This is a genomic window from Schaalia suimastitidis DSM 15538, assembly GCF_000429105.1.
GTDB classification, from domain to species: Bacteria; Actinomycetota; Actinomycetes; order Actinomycetales; family Actinomycetaceae; genus Pauljensenia; species Pauljensenia suimastitidis.
Genome location: NZ_AUBF01000007.1, coordinates 21362 through 38641, shown reverse-complemented (window position 1 = coordinate 38641; position 17280 = coordinate 21362). Strand labels below are relative to the sequence as shown.

The following is a 17280-nucleotide window of genomic DNA, read 5'->3' as shown; positions in this document are numbered from 1 at the left end:
ACGCAAATTACCATTGCCCCTGCGTGCTGCGTAGGTACCGTAACGAGGCGATGGCAAGCCCCATTGTCACGGGTTCCCGTTTCCAGCGCCCACCTCCTCTTCCATGCTCATCAGCACTGAGGTGAAGATCAAAATGGTCGGCATAAACTGCAGTAATTATCCCGTTATGCTCCCCCGCCTCGTGACCCACATACACGCTAAGTTGCTCATTTTGGAGTTCGCGCAAGATATGCGCGATTGACAGTGTCGCGCCGGGACGAGCACCTCCTGCTGCGATAGCTCCAAGAGGCCATGCTGATGATATCGCGCGCGACGGCACAAGGTAGGTGCTGTTCGCATCTTTCAGTACACACCACGTGCGCGCGGCTTGCACCACTCGCCCTGTGATCGCATATCCGCCTGTCAGACACACGGTGCACACAGCTCCAACACTGCCCCTTAAACGGTCAGCGAAGCTCACACTCACGCGCTCGACCTGCGCCAAGTCATCTACTTCTTCGTCGCGTTCAGCTCGGATATTGCGATCGAATTGGCTGGATAGGTCAGCAAGAAAGATGTCGAAATCCATAAGAATAATCTCCCACAAACTGATACGAAAAACTATCACTTGACAGCACCAGTCGACGCCTCACATAATCTATGTCACAGATTGATACGAACTGACACGAATAATGGTGACATGCAATGGATCAGCTTCAACAACGCAGAATCGTTCAAGATTTACAGTCGTGGGCAGTACTTGTCGTTGGCTTTCCAGCAGGGGGCATCCTTGCGATCGTGGCGTATCGGCTATTTGAGGACCTCAGCCCATATCGTCCACACGAGGCGGTCGTTGCCTTTCTGGTAGCTGCGACCTCCGTGCTGTTGCTATGGAATACCATCTCGCTAGCTGCCGCCTATGCTGCAGCATGTGCCTCACTACCGCATCTTATTCGCCGATGCTGTGTGGTCTTTGTCCAGCATCTCGGGAATGGGCGTAGTCGCGAAATGATCCGACGCGGGTTAGGCCTGAGCGTCGGTATTTCGATGGCATGTGGCAGCGCATTTCCCGCATTTGCGTTGAGCGCCGACCCTGACACGTCTACCGCACCACACCAGGGTGCGAGTGAAACAGTGCCCGCGGCTGACGATCTGTTGTGGGGTTCGGACGCAAGCGGTGAACATGTGCCAGCAGACGATGTTCAAGGCGAAGGTATCGCCCAGGGGCTTGGAGAACCTCCTGCAAACACTCAATCCACCGGCTCAGATGACGGTAAAGAAAACACTGATACACCTCAGGTCTACACCGTCCATGCAGGTGACAGTCTCTGGACGATTGCTTCCTCCCACCTTGGGGCAGAGGCAACACCGGAAGCGATTACCGAAATGTGGCAACACATCTACACACTCAACCAGCACACGATCGGCGCTAACCCTCATCTGATTTTCCCCGGCCAAGTACTCACATTACCTAAGGAGCCATCATGAGCACAGCTGTGGCCACTCCTCGTAATGCCACACCCACAAGTCGACCCTTCCGGCGTCGGCAGTGTCTGCGGTGGGATGGCAGCGTTGCAGACCATACGCGTCCGCCTCGGCCTCGTCACACGCCGCTGGAAGTCCTTGAGATCCTGCCAGATGCCAGCGGCTTACCTGCCGCAAAACAATGGGCCAGTAACCTTGCGCGAGGCATCACTGAAGTGCTGTCCGGCACGCGTCCCATACTTCAATTACAACGTTGGCTCAGCACTGACCTCTATGAGCACCTTACTCAACTCACCATGCACCTACCGGAACAGACGAAAGTCGTGCCGATGCGTGCCACCAACTGCCTGATATGCGACGTACGCGACGGGGTCGTCGAAGCAGCCGTCATCGTGGCATGTGGACCACACAGTCGCATTGTCGGCCTCCGTTTGGAGAATCGGCACCAGCGGTGGGTGGCCACTGCCCTCGATATCGCATAGCAACGCCGCGTGGTTCGGTCAGCGTCCTTTACGCTTTCGCTTTGCTGCTGCGCGACGTTGCGCACGGTTAGTGCTGCCGTCTCCACCAGTCGTCGAGGATCCTTCTTGGCGTTGCCCGTCGGAAGAGCTGTAGCTGAGCTTCTTCAACTGCGATTCACGCCCCACCGTGCCCATAATCGAGGCGGACTTGGCTACTGCTGCAGCGCGACGAGCTGCCTCTTTCGCAGCCTTTTCTGCATCAGCTTCGGACGCCTCGTCAGTGGAGGAAGCCGCTTGTTGTTCAGCCTTTTCTTGTTCCTGCGCAAGCGCAAGTTCAAATTGACGGCAGAAGGCGAATACGCCCTGAACTGATTCTTCGCGAATCTTTTCCATCATGGCGGCGAACATGCGTGCGCCTTCAGCGCGGTATTCGACAAGAGGGTCACGCTGGCCCATCGCACGCAGGCCGATACCTTCTTTGAGGTAGTCCATTTCGTAAAGGTGTTCACGCCACAAACGATCAACGGTCGCAATTACGACGCGGCGTTCAAGGGCACGCATCGGCTCCTCCCCCAGCTGAGCAACAGCTAAGGGGTTACTGTTCAGTCGTACTTCCGCGTCTTGGTATTGATATTTAATGTCGTCGGCGATTTCGGTGACGAGGTTGTCGCGCACCATTGAAGCCGCGCCACCGTATTCGGCTTCTACTTCTTCCGCAGTTACCGACGGAGGGTAGTAGCCACGCAGGGTGTCCCACAGGGCGTCCAGGTCCCAATCTTTCGGGCTAATTCCAGCGGTTTTTTCGTCAATGATGCCTTCCACAAGGGATCGGGCAAAGGAGGCCATCTGTGGTTCAAGGTCTTCGCCTTCCAAGACGCGGCGGCGTTGCTCGTAAATGAGTTCACGCTGCCCCGTCATCACGTCGTCATATTTGAGGACGTTCTTGCGGATTTCGAAGTTCCGGGCCTCAACCTGACGCTGCGCAGAAGCAATCGTTCGGGTCACAACCTTATTTTCCAGTGGAAGATCATCTGGGTAAGCACCCGACGACATGATGCGGTGGGCAAGTCCCGTGGCGAAAAGGCGCATCAATTCGTCTTCCATCGACAGGTAGAAACGGGACTCACCTGGATCCCCCTGGCGACCAGAACGGCCTCGGAGCTGATTGTCGATACGACGCGATTCGTGCCGTTCCGTACCCAGCACGTACAGGCCGCCGAGTTCACGTACCTCGTCACGTTCAGCGGCAACCGCATGTTCAGCTTCTTCAAGCGCAAGCGGCCACGCTTCACGGTATTCCTCAGGGTTATTCTTCGGGTCAAGGCCTCGTGCCGCAAGATTTGCCTGCGCAATGAACTCCGAGTTGCCGCCAAGCATAATGTCGGTGCCACGGCCAGCCATATTCGTCGCAACCGTGACGGCACCTTTACGTCCAGCCATCGCCACCACTGCTGCTTCGCGTGCATGCTGTTTGGCGTTGAGTACTTCGTGAGGGATACGCCGTTCTTTCAACAACTGTGAAACCAGCTCGGATTTATCAACCGAGGCGGTACCCACCAAAACAGGTTGACCGGCGTCGTGGCGTTCTGCAATGTCGTCAATAATGGCTTGCAGCTTGCCCTTTTCTGTGGGGTACACCAGGTCAGGTTGGTCCTTGCGAATCATTGGTTTATTCGTCGGGATTGGGATGACCCCAATCTTGTAGGTCGAGGCAAATTCGGCAGCTTCTGTTTCTGCTGTACCAGTCATACCTGCGCGTGAACCTTCAGGATAAAGCCTGAAGTAGTTCTGCAATGTGATGGTGGCAAGTGTCTGGTTTTCTGCCTTAATTTCGACGCCTTCTTTCGCTTCGATGGCCTGGTGCATGCCATCGTTATAGCGCCGACCTGGCAGGACACGGCCGGTGTGCTCATCGACGATGAGGACCTCTCCCCCATCGACAATGTAATCCTTGTCGCGGTGGAATAGTTCCTTCGCACGGATCGCATTGTTGAGGAACCCAATGAGCGGTGTATTGGCGGCCTCGTAAAGATTATCCACACCCAACTGGTCTTCGACCTTGTCGATACCGTCTTCAAGTACACCAATGGTTTTCTTCTTCTCGTCGACTTCATAGTCTTGACCGGCGGTGAGAAGTTTGGCGATACGCGCAAATTCTGTGTACCACCGGTTAATGTCGCCCGAGGCGGGGCCGGAGATAATGAGCGGCGTACGTGCCTCGTCAATGAGGATCGAGTCCACTTCGTCAACGATCACATAATTGTGTCCACGCTGCACCATGTCTTCGACGCGCTGGGCCATATTGTCACGCAGGTAGTCAAAGCCGAATTCATTATTTGTTCCGTACGTAATATCGGCTTCGTATTGGAGCCTGCGCACAGAGGGATCTTGACCGACAAGGACACAGCCGACGCTGACCCCGAGGAAGTTGAACACGCGGGCCATGAGGTCAGACTGGTATTTTGCCAGGTAGTCGTTAACAGTGACGACGTGTACCCCTTTACCTGTAAGGGAGCGCAGGTAGGCAGGCATTGTGGCGACCAGTGTTTTGCCTTCGCCGGTTTTCATTTCTGCGATATTGCCCATGTGCAGGGCTGCGCCACCCATGACTTGCACGTGGAACGGACGTTGACGCAGGACACGCCACGCTGCTTCGCGGACGGTCGCAAAGGCCTCAACAAGGAGATCGTCAAGGGTTTCACCTTCTTCGAGGCGCTCCTTGAACTCGTCGGTCTTGGCACGCAGTTCCTCATCGGAGAGCTTCTCGAAATCCTCCTGTAGGGCATCCACTTGGTCAGCCAAGCGGTCAAGCTTCTTAAGAGTGCGGCCTTCACCAGCGCGGAGGATTTTGTCAATGATGGACACGGGGGCTCCCAGTCTACGTGGCCGGCGCATGGTAGTGCTCCGGGCGCGTGTGGATACGCGCGGTCTCAAGTTTACGCAATATGCGAGCTTCAGGCGCAATCAGTGGCCATACTCCCACCCATATTTGCTTTCGCAGTGATCAACAATGCGCTGTTGTGCATGCAGTGCACTGCCAGTGCCCGCTTCTTTTCTCTCGAGTAGCCGCAGCCCCCTGGCACCAACGCCTACCTCCACCCCGCGCATGGCAACACGATCACCCTGACACAACAGCCGAGCAGACACGGCACCCCACCATGCATACAAAGGCCCGTGGGGTAAAACCGTCATACAGCGGTTCCACCCCACGGGCATGTCGTTGAGCAGTACGGCGCCGCTTGGGTGCGCCAAACTATTGGACGGTGGTGTTGAGTCGAATCACACCGTAGGTCCAACCGTGCCGGTGGTAGATCACGCAGGGCTGCTTGGTCTCAATGTCAACGAAGAGGAAGAAGGGGTGTCCCACCAGTTCCATCTGGTACAGCGCGTCGTCAAGGCTCATTGCTTCAGCTTCATGCACTTTCTGGCGCACGATCACAGGAGAATCACCAAGTTGTTCTTCTCGCGCTTCACCTACCTTCAGGTCGCCCGCGCTTTGCAGCCGTGCAGGTGGCTCTTCGACCTCAACGGTTGGTGCCACCGCCTCGTCAACAAGTAGCTCTACATCCTCAGGCACGTCATAGCGGCGCCGATGATCTTTAGCCCTGTCACGCATACGGCGAAGCCGCTCAAAAAGTTTTCCTGCAGCAATGTCGACAGCGGCGTAACGGTCAGAGGACTGCGCTTCTGCTCGGATAATCGGCCCCTTGCCGTAGACGGTCAATTCGATGCGTTCAGCTGTGTCTGCCTGCCGCGGATTCCTTTCGTGGGTTAATTCCACGTCGATCCGTTGTGCGCGTGGGTAGAACTGCGTCACCTTAGACACTTTTTCTTCCACGTACGACCGGAAGTTTGGGTGAATTTCCGCATTGCGTGCGACGACGGTAATGTCCATGTTCTCCTCCAAAGGGAATTGCGAGCTATGCCCGCACCGGTGGTGTCCAGATATTTCGCCATTCCGGACGGTGTCCTTAGCTTCCACCTCCCTTCAACGCGGCGGGCTGGCATCTTTGCCATCCCTGTTTGTTGCGTTAAGCATAGCCCATCCGGTGACCTGCGTCATACGGAACGCGGAAGGAGCATTTCAGTACCCGGTGTCCGCTAGGCCATCCCAACAGCCGAAGGCTCGCCACCTGTCAACAACGAAACATCAACGCTTAACGGAATGGGCAAGCGCAACAACCGCCCACGGGGTGACACCGATACACCGTATTAATTCGCTGATCGTTGCACCGGTTGCCACCACATCGTCAAGTAGTATCACGGTGACATCCTCAGGGACCATACACCGGCGGTACATCGCACCTTTACGCCCAGCACGTCGCTGCTCTCGGCCCTTTCCCGCCTGCGAATGTGCCCACGGAAAAGCCCCTACCGCCTCGACAATGTGCACCGGAAGATCGCACCTGTCAGCAAGCGTTTTGCTAAAACCGCGCGCAATCGACAATGTCACTTCGTGACCGCTCAGATGTCGCTTCCAACTTGACGGGGCGGGTACCACCCACACGCGGCGCGCATGTGGTCTGGGATTCAACGCCGCCATATTTTGTGCGACAAAGGCCTCCGCTAGGCTGTGCCCCGCGCGTGCCAGCCACGCAGAGTAGTCCACCACCGTGTCATGTTTTGCTGCCAAGAGAAGTGAACGCATCACTCCTTGATAAGGGTGTAAGGCAAGGATCGGCACTTCAGCGTCGAGGACACTCCATGGCAACTGTGGTGTGCACGAGTACTGCTCACATTCTGAGCACAGCACGGTGTCTTCTACGCCGCAGCCGGGACATTGACTGGGAAATACGAGGTCACGAAGTACTGCGAGGGCATCGATTAACGAGGCGGCAACGGCTGTTAGGTTACCTGCACGTCGGCGCACCGCAGCGTATTGCGCACGACGGGTGGGCATCATCGAGGTGCCTATCTTCGGAGGTGCTTGAGCCAAGCAGCAAGGAGCGTCGAAGTACGTTCGAGATGACAGGAGCATAGGGTCAGTGTGATGGCAATCCTGCTTGCGTGCGCGGCCTATGTATTCATCTGTGTATTGCCCTGATATCGGTACCGATGATGTGGATAACGGTGCACACTCCACACCCCCGTTGCCCGGATTGAGAACTAAAGCGCCTCCGTCTCGGAAGACACATTACCCAGCAAACGAAAGAGGGACCGCTCAGCAGACGACGGCGGAGCAACTGGACTAACGGCAGACGCGCCACCGCCTCGGCACGCATATTTTGCACATGCCTATCTAGCCGGGGTAGCGCACCTCCACGATAGTGTCACGCAGTAATTGCCACAGCGCACCCGAACGCGACTGGAATGTGCCGTCACTCAGCCCAATAATGACAGCGTCAACATTGGAACCGGCGGTGACTGTCGTAAGATCTGTTGGCACTGAAAGCTCGTCAACGAAACCACCGATATCAACGCTGATCAGCGCCGACGACGACATTGTGTCAGCGCTGTCACGGAGCGCCACTAACGCATGCTGCTCACCCGCCCATGTCACGTCAAGCACATGACCTGAAATGCCTTGGAGTAATTCCAATGCGTCAACCGCTAGTGGCATACCTGCACCATCGCGCCGAATCATCGCTGACCACAGGCTGGCAGCACCATCGCTTTCTTTCACCATGAGTAGCCTTGTTCCATCTGGGGACACTGCTATGTCACGGATTTGGGAGGCTGTATCGGAGGCGAGGGACGCAGTAAGTGCAATATCTGCTGCTGACCATGCCGCGAGCGCACGTCCCCTATTATCTGCAGCCCACACCCAGCCGAAGCGGTCGATCGACAGCATGTGGACGGCGTTGGGGTCATCAACACTGATCGTTGCTGCTGTATTAGCTGATGGATTGGCCACGGTGATTCCTTGGCCATCAACCCACGCCACCGGGGATGCCGACAAGGGGCCCACCGCGACAGCACGTGCCTCGCTGCTGGGCTCCGCTGGCAGTTGTAACGGTCTAATAGTCGTACCTGACAGGCGACCCACACTTAGCTCGGTGAGCACAATTGGGGTATCGAGCGAGTAGTCAATTGCCTGAGGCGGCGACACCTGGGGAAGATTCTGACCTGCAACACTGATCTCGACAGAAATGATGTTCCGCGTGGCGGCCAGCGTCGTTGTGATTTGCCAACGGAGGTCGCGCTGCGCAGTAGCGTCGGTGGGCATCGGGGCGTTGAGCTGCACCTTGGCAACTTGCCCAGAAATATCGATATGTTGCGGCTCGATGACAGTACCGGCGGGCATAGCATTGGTGACGATATTTGCCAAGGAGGGGCGCGGCCCTTTGACGAGGCCCTCGAGCAGGTACGTGGTGACACGCCGAGAGGGGTACCACCGTGGATCTGCCACTAGGGCGTCTGCACTTACCGACGGGAAGTACAGTGCGGAGCGGGCGTAGGCGTTGACGAAGCTGGCCTGCGACATAATCGTGCCGTTGGGTGCTGTGTCGATACGCCACTGTCCGTTGTCTTGTACCAGCGTGAAACTGCCCGACAACGCTGATGCGGTGGCGCGCGTCAATATGCCGTCGGCGTCAAGGGAGGCGATGGCTGATCCAACCAGTGTGACGACAACGCGGTCCTGTGCGCTTGTTTCGACGACGCTGACTTGGGGCGAGGTATCGGTGGAAAAGATCTGTACCTGCGCCATTGGATCCCATTGTTGGGTACTGGTCGAGGCGAAGAAGGATCGGGCGGCGGCAAAATCGTCGGAGAAACCTGCAGCACAGGCGAGTAGGAAATCCCTGACCAAGGTTTCTGGGGTGGAGTCATCCAGCGGACCGCCTGGCACGAAGTCAATAGGGATTTCAACGGGGGTTCGGATATCGAAGGGTTGCGGTGCACCGGCACGAGGCAACGAGGAGCATGCAGTTAGGGTCAGGCACAGGCTGGTCGCCACGCTCACGGCAAGTAGACGTAGAGCCATGCGAGCACGCCACAGCCGACTGCCCGCCACGTCGGTACGCCACAACCCACTGTCCACGGAGCGTGCACGCCGCAGCCGACTGCCCGCCACGTCGGTACGCCACAGCCCACTGTCCACGGAGCGTGCACGCCGTGGTCTGAGACCCGCCACACTACTCAGCATCTCTGCCACCCTTTCTTTGTTGTGGTCTGACGTATGTCCTCCCGGTGTACTCATACCTCCTCCCACAATTCCAGTGGACATATTGCCGGTGCGTGACCTGCCAGACGCGGCAACGTCATAAGAAAGCTGGCGCCCTTTCCGGGTTTTCCATAGGCCTCAAGGTAACCGCCGTGAAGTGCCACATCTTCTTTGGCGATGGCGAGGCCAAGTCCTGTTCCCCCGGTGGTGCGGGCGCGCGCAGGATCGGCACGGTAAAAACGGTCGAAGACGCGCCGCGCGATGTCTTCAGTCATACCCACGCCGTAGTCGCGGACTCGCACAGCAATGGAGTCTTCACTGGCAGCGATGTCGATCTCGACGCGGGTACCGTCAGCATGTTCAAGGGCGTTCACCAAGAGATTTCTCATCACCCGTTCAATGCGGCGCACGTCAATTTCTGCTGCGCAGCGCAGACCAGGGTCGTTCACCGTGACGGGCACACCTAAGCGTTCACTGAGTTCTTCAACTGAGGTGACGACTTTGGCGACGACGAGGCGTATGTCGGTGTTTTCTGGGTCCAGCAGGGCTGATTGAGCGTCATAGCGGGATATTTCCAGCAAATCTGACAGCATCGAATCGAATCGTTCAACCTGGTCATGGAGCAGTTCAGCGCTACGTTTCGTGATGGGCTGGAAAGTGTCGCGATCTGACCAAATCATTTCTTCAGCCATGCGAATCGTCGTCAGTGGCGTGCGTAATTCGTGCGACACATCGGACACAAAACGTTGCTGAAGTTTTGACAGCGTGTCGTATTCCTTAATTTGTTCAGACAATGAGGACGCCATGTCGTTAAATGCGGTAGCCAGCCCACTCATTTCGTCGTGGCCACTTGCGGGCACGCGTACACTCAGGTTGCCCTCAGCAAGTTGAGCTGCCGCTTGAGATGTGCGTCGTACAGGCCGCATGAGGTGGTGAAGCATGAGGAATGCCCCTACTGGAACGGCGATAACGAGGGGCAGAACTGTGAATGCAAGTGTCCTCATGACGGTGTCGACCATTGATTGGTCGTCGGCAAGGGAGTAGACGATATACAGTTCGTAAATACCGACACGAGGCAGTCGTATCTGAGTGCCAACGAGGATACCTGGCGCATGATCGGCGCTCACAGAGCTGTGTCCCCCAATGTCGACTGATTGCCAGTACGGCACTGTGGAACTTGTCAGAGCGTCTCGGAACTGGGCGGTAATGACGTGGGCTAGGGAGGCGTCGGTGATTTCGTTGATGCGCGTGGTGGATGTGGCTGCTTCGGGGCGCAAGAGCAGGACCGAGATTGCGCCTGCGCCTGCTGCGGAGGCCTTAATACTTTCCACCACTTGGCGGGCCGCTTCTTGTACCTGATCAACATTGGATGCGGTTGATTGATCAAAGGTTGTTTGAGCGGAAGAGAATCTCAGTGACGCATCCTCAAGTACTTGTTCGCGTCTGGAGTCGAAAACATTGTGTCGCATCTGTGTTGAGACGGTGGCACCGAATGCGGTGATCAGCAGCAGGCCTGCAACGGTGATCAGCACGGCAGCGCGCAGCGACAACGATGAACGCACAGCGCGGACAGGTCGCCAGCGTCGAATTGCCGAGGCGAGGCGACGTAGCGCTGCAGGTGCGGCAGGCGTGTGCCTGGGAGTGTGGTTAGGAGGCATTTCCTGCACGGTAGCCTACGCCTCGAACAGTGACGATGACCTCAGGCTTTTCTGGGTCACGTTCAATTTTGGAACGCAGACGCTGGACGTGCACGTTGACCAAGCGCGTATCGGCAGCATGTCGATAGCCCCACACACGTTCAAGTAGTTCTTCACGCGAGAACACCCGCCACGGCGCACGCCCAAGGGCAACAAGAAGATCGAATTCCAGGGGTGTCAGGGGAATCACTTCGCCGTTGCGACGCACCACGTGACCAGAGACGTCGACAATGATGCTGCCAAGTTTGAGCAATTCTTCGCTGGTGTCGTCGCGGCCACGCAGGCGTGCACGGACGCGGGCAACAAGTTCCTTTGGCTTGAAAGGTTTCGGCACGTAGTCATCCGCGCCGGCTTCAAGGCCGGCAACGACGTCGGTGGTATCCGATCGAGCGGTCAGCATAACGACGGGCACATCAGATTCTTCACGGATAAGGCGACATATTTCAATGCCGTCAATACCTGGAAGCATGACGTCGAGAAGAACCAAGTCTGGCGCAACTTTTCGAAATGTTTCTAGCGCCGCTGCCCCATCAGCGCATTCAGACACGGTGAAGCCTTCTGACTGAAGGACAATGCCGATCATTTCTGCCAATGCGACATCGTCATCGACGACGAGGATGTGCGAACTCATGTAACGATCGTGTCACGACTTGCCCGCCAATGCACGTTAGTTGAGAGAAAAGGTTCGAATTTTTATGGCAATTTGTGTCTTTCCCGGTGAGACAGGACGCAACTGTGGGCACGTCGTGGCACGATAGATGCGGTAGCAATATGCGGCCGTTGTCTCATGGTGACGGCTCCTTCACCAGTTGGTGGCAACGAGAGGATATTTATGAGTAACACTTCAGGCTCGGAAAACTCGTGGACTTCGGGCCAAGAACCGACGTGGACACCCCCTGCTCCTGCCACACAATATGACACACATTACGGTCAAGCTGCTGTCCCTCAGCCTTTTTCCATGCCGACGCAGCCGTCAAGCGTGCCCTCACAAGCAACGCCCTACCCACAGGACTGGAGCGCTCCGCAGGAAACACCTCCTTCACCGCAGTTCGCTGCGCCTCAGGCGGACCCGTATCAACCCGGCTGGAGCGCTGCGCAGCCCCAAAGTCAGCAGCCACAGAATCAGACCTCCAGTTGGGGGACGCCTCCGCCTCCGCCAGCATGGGGTGGGCAGGCCGACGCAGCTACTGCTGGCTCTTACGCACCTGCGCCAGCTTCAACGATGTGGACCCAACCCGACCGTCCAGGCATTATTCCACTGAGGCCCTTGGGGGTTGGGGACCTCTTTGAGGGAACCTTCCGCGCCATTCGTTCAAACCCGACTGTCATGTTTGGCTTCTCAGTCGCACTAATGACGATCGCTGGTGTTGTGATAGGCGTAATGTCGTATTTTGTCTTCGGCGATTTCTTGTCGACGTTGGAAGACCCCACTGCTGCCGTTAACGACGATCTGACTTTCTTCGCTTCTTTGCTCAGCAGTACCCTTATGGCCAGTCTTGTTCAGGGCGCAATAGTCACAGTTACCACCGCATTCTTGTCGGGTATGTTGGCAGTGGCAGTTAGTGAACTGGTCTTGGGTCGTGTCCTCACCGTGACACAGACGTGGGAGCGTTTGCGTCCTCGTATTGGTGCGCTGATTGGTACCACACTGCTCACTGCTCTGGCGTCACTTGCACCTATGGTGGTTTTGGTCATTCCAGGCATCATGTTCTATTTCGCAGGTGCGTCTGATGTCTCCGTGGTGGCTGTGACCGTCGGTATTACATTCCTCATCTTTGCACTCGCCATTGGCGGCTCATTCTTCATTAGTATGCGGTTAATCTACACTCCGACGATTACCGTCCTTGAACATCAAGGTCCTGTGAATTCACTGAAACGGTCGTGGAGTTTGACCAAGGGTGCTTTCTGGAAGACATGCGGTCGTTACATTCTCCTCACCTTGGTAACAGGCCTTGCCGCTGGCATCCTCGGTGGCGTCATCGGCATCCTGACGGGGCTGCTTTCGGTCTTTTCAGGTCCTGCCCTCAGCATCGCGGTGAGCAGCACATTGCAGTACATTGTCCTTGGCTTCGTCGCACCGATGACCGCTGGTTTCCTCACGCTGATGTACCTGGACCAACGCATGACTTCAGAAGGGCTTGCACCTGTTCTTGCTGAGGCCGCGCGGCACTGACAATGTTGTTCCTCGCAGTCACCCCTGATAAGGATGAAGCTCAGCGGTGGGTGTTCGATGAGCTGGCCAAACCAGAGTACAGTGACGAGCTCACCCCATTGACGCGTTTTATCCGCCGGATTTTACAGTGGATTGCTGACGCACTCGAAGGTGGTGGAACGCCACCACCGCTGGAATTCTGGTTACTGATCGGTTTTGCCTTGGCAGTGATTGTCGCTGTTGCAATCGTCCTATTTAATCCGGTTCGTCTTGCTCGCCATCGCAAGTCTGGAGCTGTTTTTGATGGGGAGGCTGTCAGCCTCCTTCAAGCGCAGCAGCACCTCGCGTTGGCAATCCAAGCCAAGGAATGGGATAACGCATTAGTCTGGGCCTTCCGTATCCTCGTCCTTTCGCTCGCCGAGCGCGGCATGTTGAAGGACGGGCCAGGCGTGACTGCACACGAGGCGGCCATTGCTGCGGCCCGCGCTGTGCCTGCCGACCGCGATCAATTCCTCACCGCTGCTGCTTCTTTTGACGCTGTACGTTACGGCGATGCATCTGCTGACGAGGCGATGACGCGGCAAGTCGTCGCGCTCAGTGAACGCTTCGGGGTTGCCACAGGTGTGTTAGGCGCAGGAGGTCGCCCCTGATGCGCGCCACACAGTCCACGGTGATCACTCCCACCGCCCGCACGTTCAGTGGTCGCGTCAAAGCGGCGGCAGCTATTGCAGGCATTATTCTCTTTGGCATTATTGGCCTCATTTGGATTCCCTCAGTTGCATCAGATACCGTCCCTTACTCTGCGAATAACGCTGGAGGTAACGGCGCGCAAGCACTTGCTCGCGTACTGCAGGACCACGGTGTCAAGGTCACGGTCGCACAAAACGGACTCCACGCTCAAAAACTTGGGCAGGAAGGCGCAACCGTCGCTGTCGTCCTTCCCTCCCGGATGAGTGCTGAGGTGACCGATGCGATGGAGGCCCTACCTTCGGTGGTGTACATCGGTGTTGAGACGCTGTACACCACCGAAATTGAAGGCAAGGTGACGCCACAGGCCACCTGGCTGCAAGACGGACATCCACTTCAGCCTTCATGTCACTCGTCGGCAGCAACCAAAGCAGAAATGATCTCTCCTCGTGGCTACGGTGTCACTCTCAGTGATTCCACCTGGACTGGTTGTTTTCCGCTTGAATCGGGCGTTTATGCCTACGCAGAGCGCGACACTGGCGGCTTGTGGCGTGCAGTCATTGGCGACTCAAAGCTGGTGACAAACGATTTTATTGCTGAGCACGGCAATGCCGCGCTAGCAATCAATGCCTTAGGACGCACCCAGCATGTGGCATGGTTTATCCCATCGTTTTCTGACGATATGACAGACCCACCCGATTTCTCACCAACCTTCCTCAATCCGTGGATCGTGGTGCTGACAGGAGCCACCCTTCTGCTTGCTGTCGCCTACGGACGCCGGTTGGGTCGCCTCGTCCATGAGGATCTTGCCACCCCCGTGCCTGCCGCCGAAACGGTGATCGGAAAAGGACGTCTGCTCAAATCGTCGCGAGACTACGCGCACACCGCGCAGCTGCTACGACATGAGAGTGCCGATCGTCTCTGTCGGCGCCTCGGACTGTCACGAACAAGCACCGCTGAGGAGCTCCATCGTGCACTGACTGGGCGCGGACTAAATCCCGAATGGACCTACCAGACACTGTGGGGAAATCCTCCACAGACCAAAGCTGAGCTTTACGCTTTAAGTAACGCCCTGTCCGAGATAGAAAAGAGTCTGACCCGTGACTGAACCTCAACAACCAATGCAACCTCCCTCACCAGGTGCGCATCCTTACGCGACCGGACAGGCACCCACCCACCCCTCGCCATATGCGCCCGGTACACCATCGCAGGCAGCCCCCTCAGGCGCTCCTCAGTCCGTTCCGACAGCGCTTCCGGCACCTTCAGGGCTTCCCACCCAAGCGCCACTTCCTACAGTGGCCGCACATGGGGCGACCGCAACCGCATCAGCGCACGCTGCTGCCGCCTCGACACCCCCCACACCAGTACTTGACGACGCAGGTTTAGCTGCACGTGCTGCCCTGGTTGCCTTGCGGGCCGAAATTGGCAAGGCCGTCGTCGGCCAAGACAATGCTGTGACCGGTATTGTCATTGCCCTTGTTGCTGGTGGCCATGCGCTCCTTGAAGGTGTGCCTGGCGTAGCGAAAACGCTGCTTGTGCGTACCGTTGCCACTGCATTGGACCTTGACATGTCTCGCGTCCAATTCACTCCGGACCTCATGCCCGCCGATATCACAGGATCTCTGGTGTGGGATGGTGGGACGAGCTCTTTCGAGTTCCGTCCGGGCCCGGTTTTCACCAATCTTCTGCTGGCTGACGAAATCAACCGCACACCTCCAAAGACACAGTCTGCGCTTCTGGAAGCCATGGAAGAGCGACAGGTCAGCGTTGATGGGCATACACATCGCCTTGACGATCCGTTCATGGTGATCGCCACACAAAACCCCGTTGAATACGAAGGCACCTACCCGCTGCCTGAGGCACAACTCGACCGTTTCTTAGTGAAATTAGAGTTGCCGCTTCCTGCTAGGGACGAAGAAATCGAAGTAATTAGCCGACACCAGGCAGGTTTTGACCCATTGTCCCTACCTGAAGCTGGGGTGCGTGCTGTCGCTGGTCCACAGCAAATTCGTGCGGCCCGCCAAGCTGCCGCGAAAGTGGAGGTTGCACCCGAGGTGCTCGGGTATATCGTTGACCTTGTGCGCGCCACACGTACCTCACCGTCCCTACGTTTGGGTGTATCGCCTCGTGGCGCAACCGCCCTATTGCGCACGTGTCGCGTGTGGGCATTCCTTCAGGGACGCGCCTACGTCACCCCTGACGATGTCAAAGCAATGGCTGTGGCGACCTTGGCACACCGCGTAGGGTTGCGTGCCGAAGCAGAACTTGAAGGTATCACCGCTCGCGCAGTTATTGAGGGCCTGCTCGCGCAGGTGCCGGTACCACGCTGATGGCACTGTCGTGGCGTGCGGCAGCTTTGGCTGCCGTCGGGGTGATTCCCCTGGTATTTATCCCCACCCACGCGCTGGCATGGGGGTGGCTGTTCCTTGTCCTTGTGGTGTGTGCTCTTGACCTGTATTTGGCGTTGTCGCCGCGTCTGTTGCGGGTAGAACGCGAAGTAACGGAAACACTGCGGGCGGACGAGCACACCGAGTCGATTGTCACGATTACCAACCCTACGAAGCGCGGTATTCGTCTGCATATTCGTGATGCGTGGCCGCCGTCGACTCATCCAACACCGGCCCACCACCACGCTCTTTTGCCTGGTGGTGACACGGTTCGAGTCGTCACGACCTTAACGCCTCAGCGGCGTGGAACACGTGCGGCAGATCGTGTCACCCTGCGCGTGTGGGGACCGTTGGGTGTAGCTGCGCGCCAAATATCCTTGGTTGCTCCATTGAAGATTTCGGTGTTGCCTGAGTTTCGGGCACGTCGGCTCCTTCCGTCACGACTGGCGCGCCTACACGAACTTGAAGGTTCGACAGCAACCGTTTTACGGGGCCCTGGTACCGAATTCGATTCACTGCGCGAGTATGTGCGTGGCGATGATCCACGTGACATTGATTGGCGTGCATCGGCCCGCACCCCCGAATTAGTGGTACGTACCTGGCGACCTGAACGTGACCGGCACGTCGTCATTGTGTTGGATGCAGGACGTTCTGGTGCTTTGCTCCTTGGGGCACCTCGAGATGTCGCTGAGGATGCGAATGCTCTCGATTTAGGTGCTGCGCCGCGCATCGATGCGGGCATCGAGGCTGCATTGTTGCTGGGTGCCCTCGCTGACCGCGCGGGTGATCAGGTGCATTTCCTTGCGATTGACCGTGAGGTGCGTGCCCGTGTCAGTGGGATTCGTGGCCCCGGTTTGCTTCAGCAGTGCGCATCCTCGCTAGTGGATGTCTCGGCCTCGTTGCAGCCCATCGACTGGAAGTTGGTTGTCGCTGAGGTGGGCCGCACGGTTCGTCATGCTGCGTGCGTGGTTCTTTTGACGGAATTACCTCCCGCTGGCACAGATCCAGAGCTTTCCGAGGCGGTTCAAATCCTCTTGCGGTCCCATACGGTCATTGTGGCAAGCGCACAGGATCCGACTGTCACTGCCTTGGCGCAGGGACGTGACGGCAGCGGTGATGTATTCAGTGCTGCATCGGCCGCTTCGGTGTTGCGGGAAACAGCGCATGGCGCGCAGGATTTGCGTCGCCAAGGCGCGGTTGTTGCTGATGTAGATGCGGGTCGTTTGGCCGCACGCTTGTCAGATCTGTATATCGAATTAAAGAAGGCAGGTCGTCTGTAGTCATCACCGTTACGCTCTGGCGGTGCAAGCGGATACGTGAGGTCGCC

General features: G+C 57.2%; 14 protein-coding genes. 7 read left to right on the top strand and 7 right to left on the bottom strand.

Annotated elements, in window-relative coordinates; all coding sequences use genetic code 11:
• Positions 1–7 precede the first annotated feature (7 nt).
• Complete coding sequence (locus G438_RS10420; RefSeq protein ID WP_131245735.1) at positions 8–568, bottom strand: hypothetical protein; 561 nt, start codon at positions 566–568, stop codon at positions 8–10.
• Between the two features lie 116 nt (positions 569–684).
• Between G438_RS10420 and G438_RS0102770 the strand changes: the two genes are divergently transcribed.
• Positions 685–1467 (top strand): LysM peptidoglycan-binding domain-containing protein, encoded by a 783-nt coding sequence (locus G438_RS0102770; RefSeq protein WP_026460065.1) that lies wholly within the window; start codon positions 685–687, stop codon positions 1465–1467.
• A complete protein-coding gene (locus tag G438_RS11845; protein ID WP_051259226.1) occupies positions 1464–1946 on the top strand; it encodes an Rv3235 family protein in 483 nt (160 codons plus the stop codon). The genes G438_RS0102770 and G438_RS11845 overlap by 4 nt, the downstream gene beginning before the upstream one ends.
• Positions 1947–1964: 18 nt before the next feature.
• Here the strand turns inward: G438_RS11845 and secA are convergent, their stop codons facing one another.
• The 6 genes from secA to mtrA all read right to left on the bottom strand — a co-directional run bounded on the left by secA (position 1965) and on the right by mtrA (position 11358).
• A complete protein-coding gene (gene secA / locus G438_RS0102760; RefSeq protein WP_026460064.1) occupies positions 1965–4790 on the bottom strand; it encodes a preprotein translocase subunit SecA in 2826 nt (941 codons plus the stop codon).
• 388 nt (positions 4791–5178) lie between these two features.
• Positions 5179–5820: a ribosome hibernation-promoting factor, HPF/YfiA family gene (gene hpf, locus G438_RS0102750; RefSeq protein ID WP_026460062.1), complete on the bottom strand. Its 642-nt coding sequence runs from the start codon at positions 5818–5820 to the stop codon at positions 5179–5181.
• A 255-nt stretch (positions 5821–6075) separates the two neighbouring features.
• Positions 6076–6828, bottom strand: coding sequence for a ComF family protein (locus tag G438_RS10410; RefSeq protein WP_051259225.1), 753 nt, complete (start codon positions 6826–6828; stop codon positions 6076–6078).
• A gap of 336 nt (positions 6829–7164) precedes the next feature.
• Complete coding sequence (locus G438_RS0102740) at positions 7165–9066, bottom strand: LpqB family beta-propeller domain-containing protein (RefSeq protein ID WP_026460061.1); 1902 nt, start codon at positions 9064–9066, stop codon at positions 7165–7167.
• Complete coding sequence (gene mtrB, locus G438_RS10405; protein ID WP_084403000.1) at positions 9063–10688, bottom strand: MtrAB system histidine kinase MtrB; 1626 nt, start codon at positions 10686–10688, stop codon at positions 9063–9065. Before mtrB ends, G438_RS0102740 begins: the two co-directional genes overlap by 4 nt.
• Complete coding sequence (mtrA, locus tag G438_RS0102730; RefSeq protein WP_026460060.1) at positions 10678–11358, bottom strand: MtrAB system response regulator MtrA; 681 nt, start codon at positions 11356–11358, stop codon at positions 10678–10680. The genes mtrB and mtrA overlap by 11 nt, the downstream gene beginning before the upstream one ends.
• 201 nt (positions 11359–11559) lie before the next feature.
• On the opposite strand from mtrA, the gene G438_RS0102725 reads away from it, so the two are divergent.
• The 5 genes from G438_RS0102725 to G438_RS0102705 all read left to right on the top strand — a co-directional run bounded on the left by G438_RS0102725 (position 11560) and on the right by G438_RS0102705 (position 17233).
• A complete protein-coding gene (locus G438_RS0102725; RefSeq protein ID WP_026460059.1) occupies positions 11560–12900 on the top strand; it encodes a glycerophosphoryl diester phosphodiesterase membrane domain-containing protein in 1341 nt (446 codons plus the stop codon).
• Positions 12901–12902: 2 nt separating this feature from the next.
• Entirely contained in the window at positions 12903–13529 is a 627-nt protein-coding gene (locus G438_RS0102720; RefSeq protein WP_034284898.1) for a DUF4129 domain-containing protein, read from the top strand.
• Positions 13529–14674 (top strand): DUF4350 domain-containing protein, encoded by a 1146-nt coding sequence (locus G438_RS0102715; protein ID WP_026460057.1) that lies wholly within the window; start codon positions 13529–13531, stop codon positions 14672–14674. Before G438_RS0102720 ends, G438_RS0102715 begins: the two co-directional genes overlap by 1 nt.
• Before the next feature lie 292 nt (positions 14675–14966).
• Entirely contained in the window at positions 14967–15896 is a 930-nt protein-coding gene (locus G438_RS0102710; protein WP_051259246.1) for an AAA family ATPase, read from the top strand.
• Entirely contained in the window at positions 15896–17233 is a 1338-nt protein-coding gene (locus G438_RS0102705; protein WP_026460055.1) for a DUF58 domain-containing protein, read from the top strand. The genes G438_RS0102710 and G438_RS0102705 overlap by 1 nt, the downstream gene beginning before the upstream one ends.
• Positions 17234–17280 lie beyond the last annotated feature (47 nt).

What these genes read in the sequence shown, in the direction of transcription:
- mtrA (WP_026460060.1), bottom strand. Translation starts at nt 11,358, where the DNA reads ATGAGTTCGCACATCCTCGTCGTCGATGACGATGTCGCATTGGCAGAA.
- hpf (WP_026460062.1), bottom strand. Translation starts at nt 5,820, where the DNA reads ATGGACATTACCGTCGTCGCACGCAATGCGGAAATTCACCCAAACTTC.
- G438_RS0102725 (WP_026460059.1), top strand. Translation starts at nt 11,560, where the DNA reads ATGAGTAACACTTCAGGCTCGGAAAACTCGTGGACTTCGGGCCAAGAA.
- G438_RS0102705 (WP_026460055.1), top strand. Translation starts at nt 15,896, where the DNA reads ATGGCACTGTCGTGGCGTGCGGCAGCTTTGGCTGCCGTCGGGGTGATT.
- G438_RS0102770 (WP_026460065.1), top strand. Translation starts at nt 685, where the DNA reads ATGGATCAGCTTCAACAACGCAGAATCGTTCAAGATTTACAGTCGTGG.
- mtrB (WP_084403000.1), bottom strand. Translation starts at nt 10,688, where the DNA reads ATGCCTCCTAACCACACTCCCAGGCACACGCCTGCCGCACCTGCAGCG.
- G438_RS10410 (WP_051259225.1), bottom strand. Translation starts at nt 6,828, where the DNA reads ATGATGCCCACCCGTCGTGCGCAATACGCTGCGGTGCGCCGACGTGCA.
- G438_RS11845 (WP_051259226.1), top strand. Translation starts at nt 1,464, where the DNA reads ATGAGCACAGCTGTGGCCACTCCTCGTAATGCCACACCCACAAGTCGA.
- G438_RS0102715 (WP_026460057.1), top strand. Translation starts at nt 13,529, where the DNA reads ATGCGCGCCACACAGTCCACGGTGATCACTCCCACCGCCCGCACGTTC.
- G438_RS10420 (WP_131245735.1), bottom strand. Translation starts at nt 568, where the DNA reads ATGGATTTCGACATCTTTCTTGCTGACCTATCCAGCCAATTCGATCGC.
- G438_RS0102740 (WP_026460061.1), bottom strand. Translation starts at nt 9,066, where the DNA reads ATGAGTACACCGGGAGGACATACGTCAGACCACAACAAAGAAAGGGTG.
- G438_RS0102720 (WP_034284898.1), top strand. Translation starts at nt 12,903, where the DNA reads ATGTTGTTCCTCGCAGTCACCCCTGATAAGGATGAAGCTCAGCGGTGG.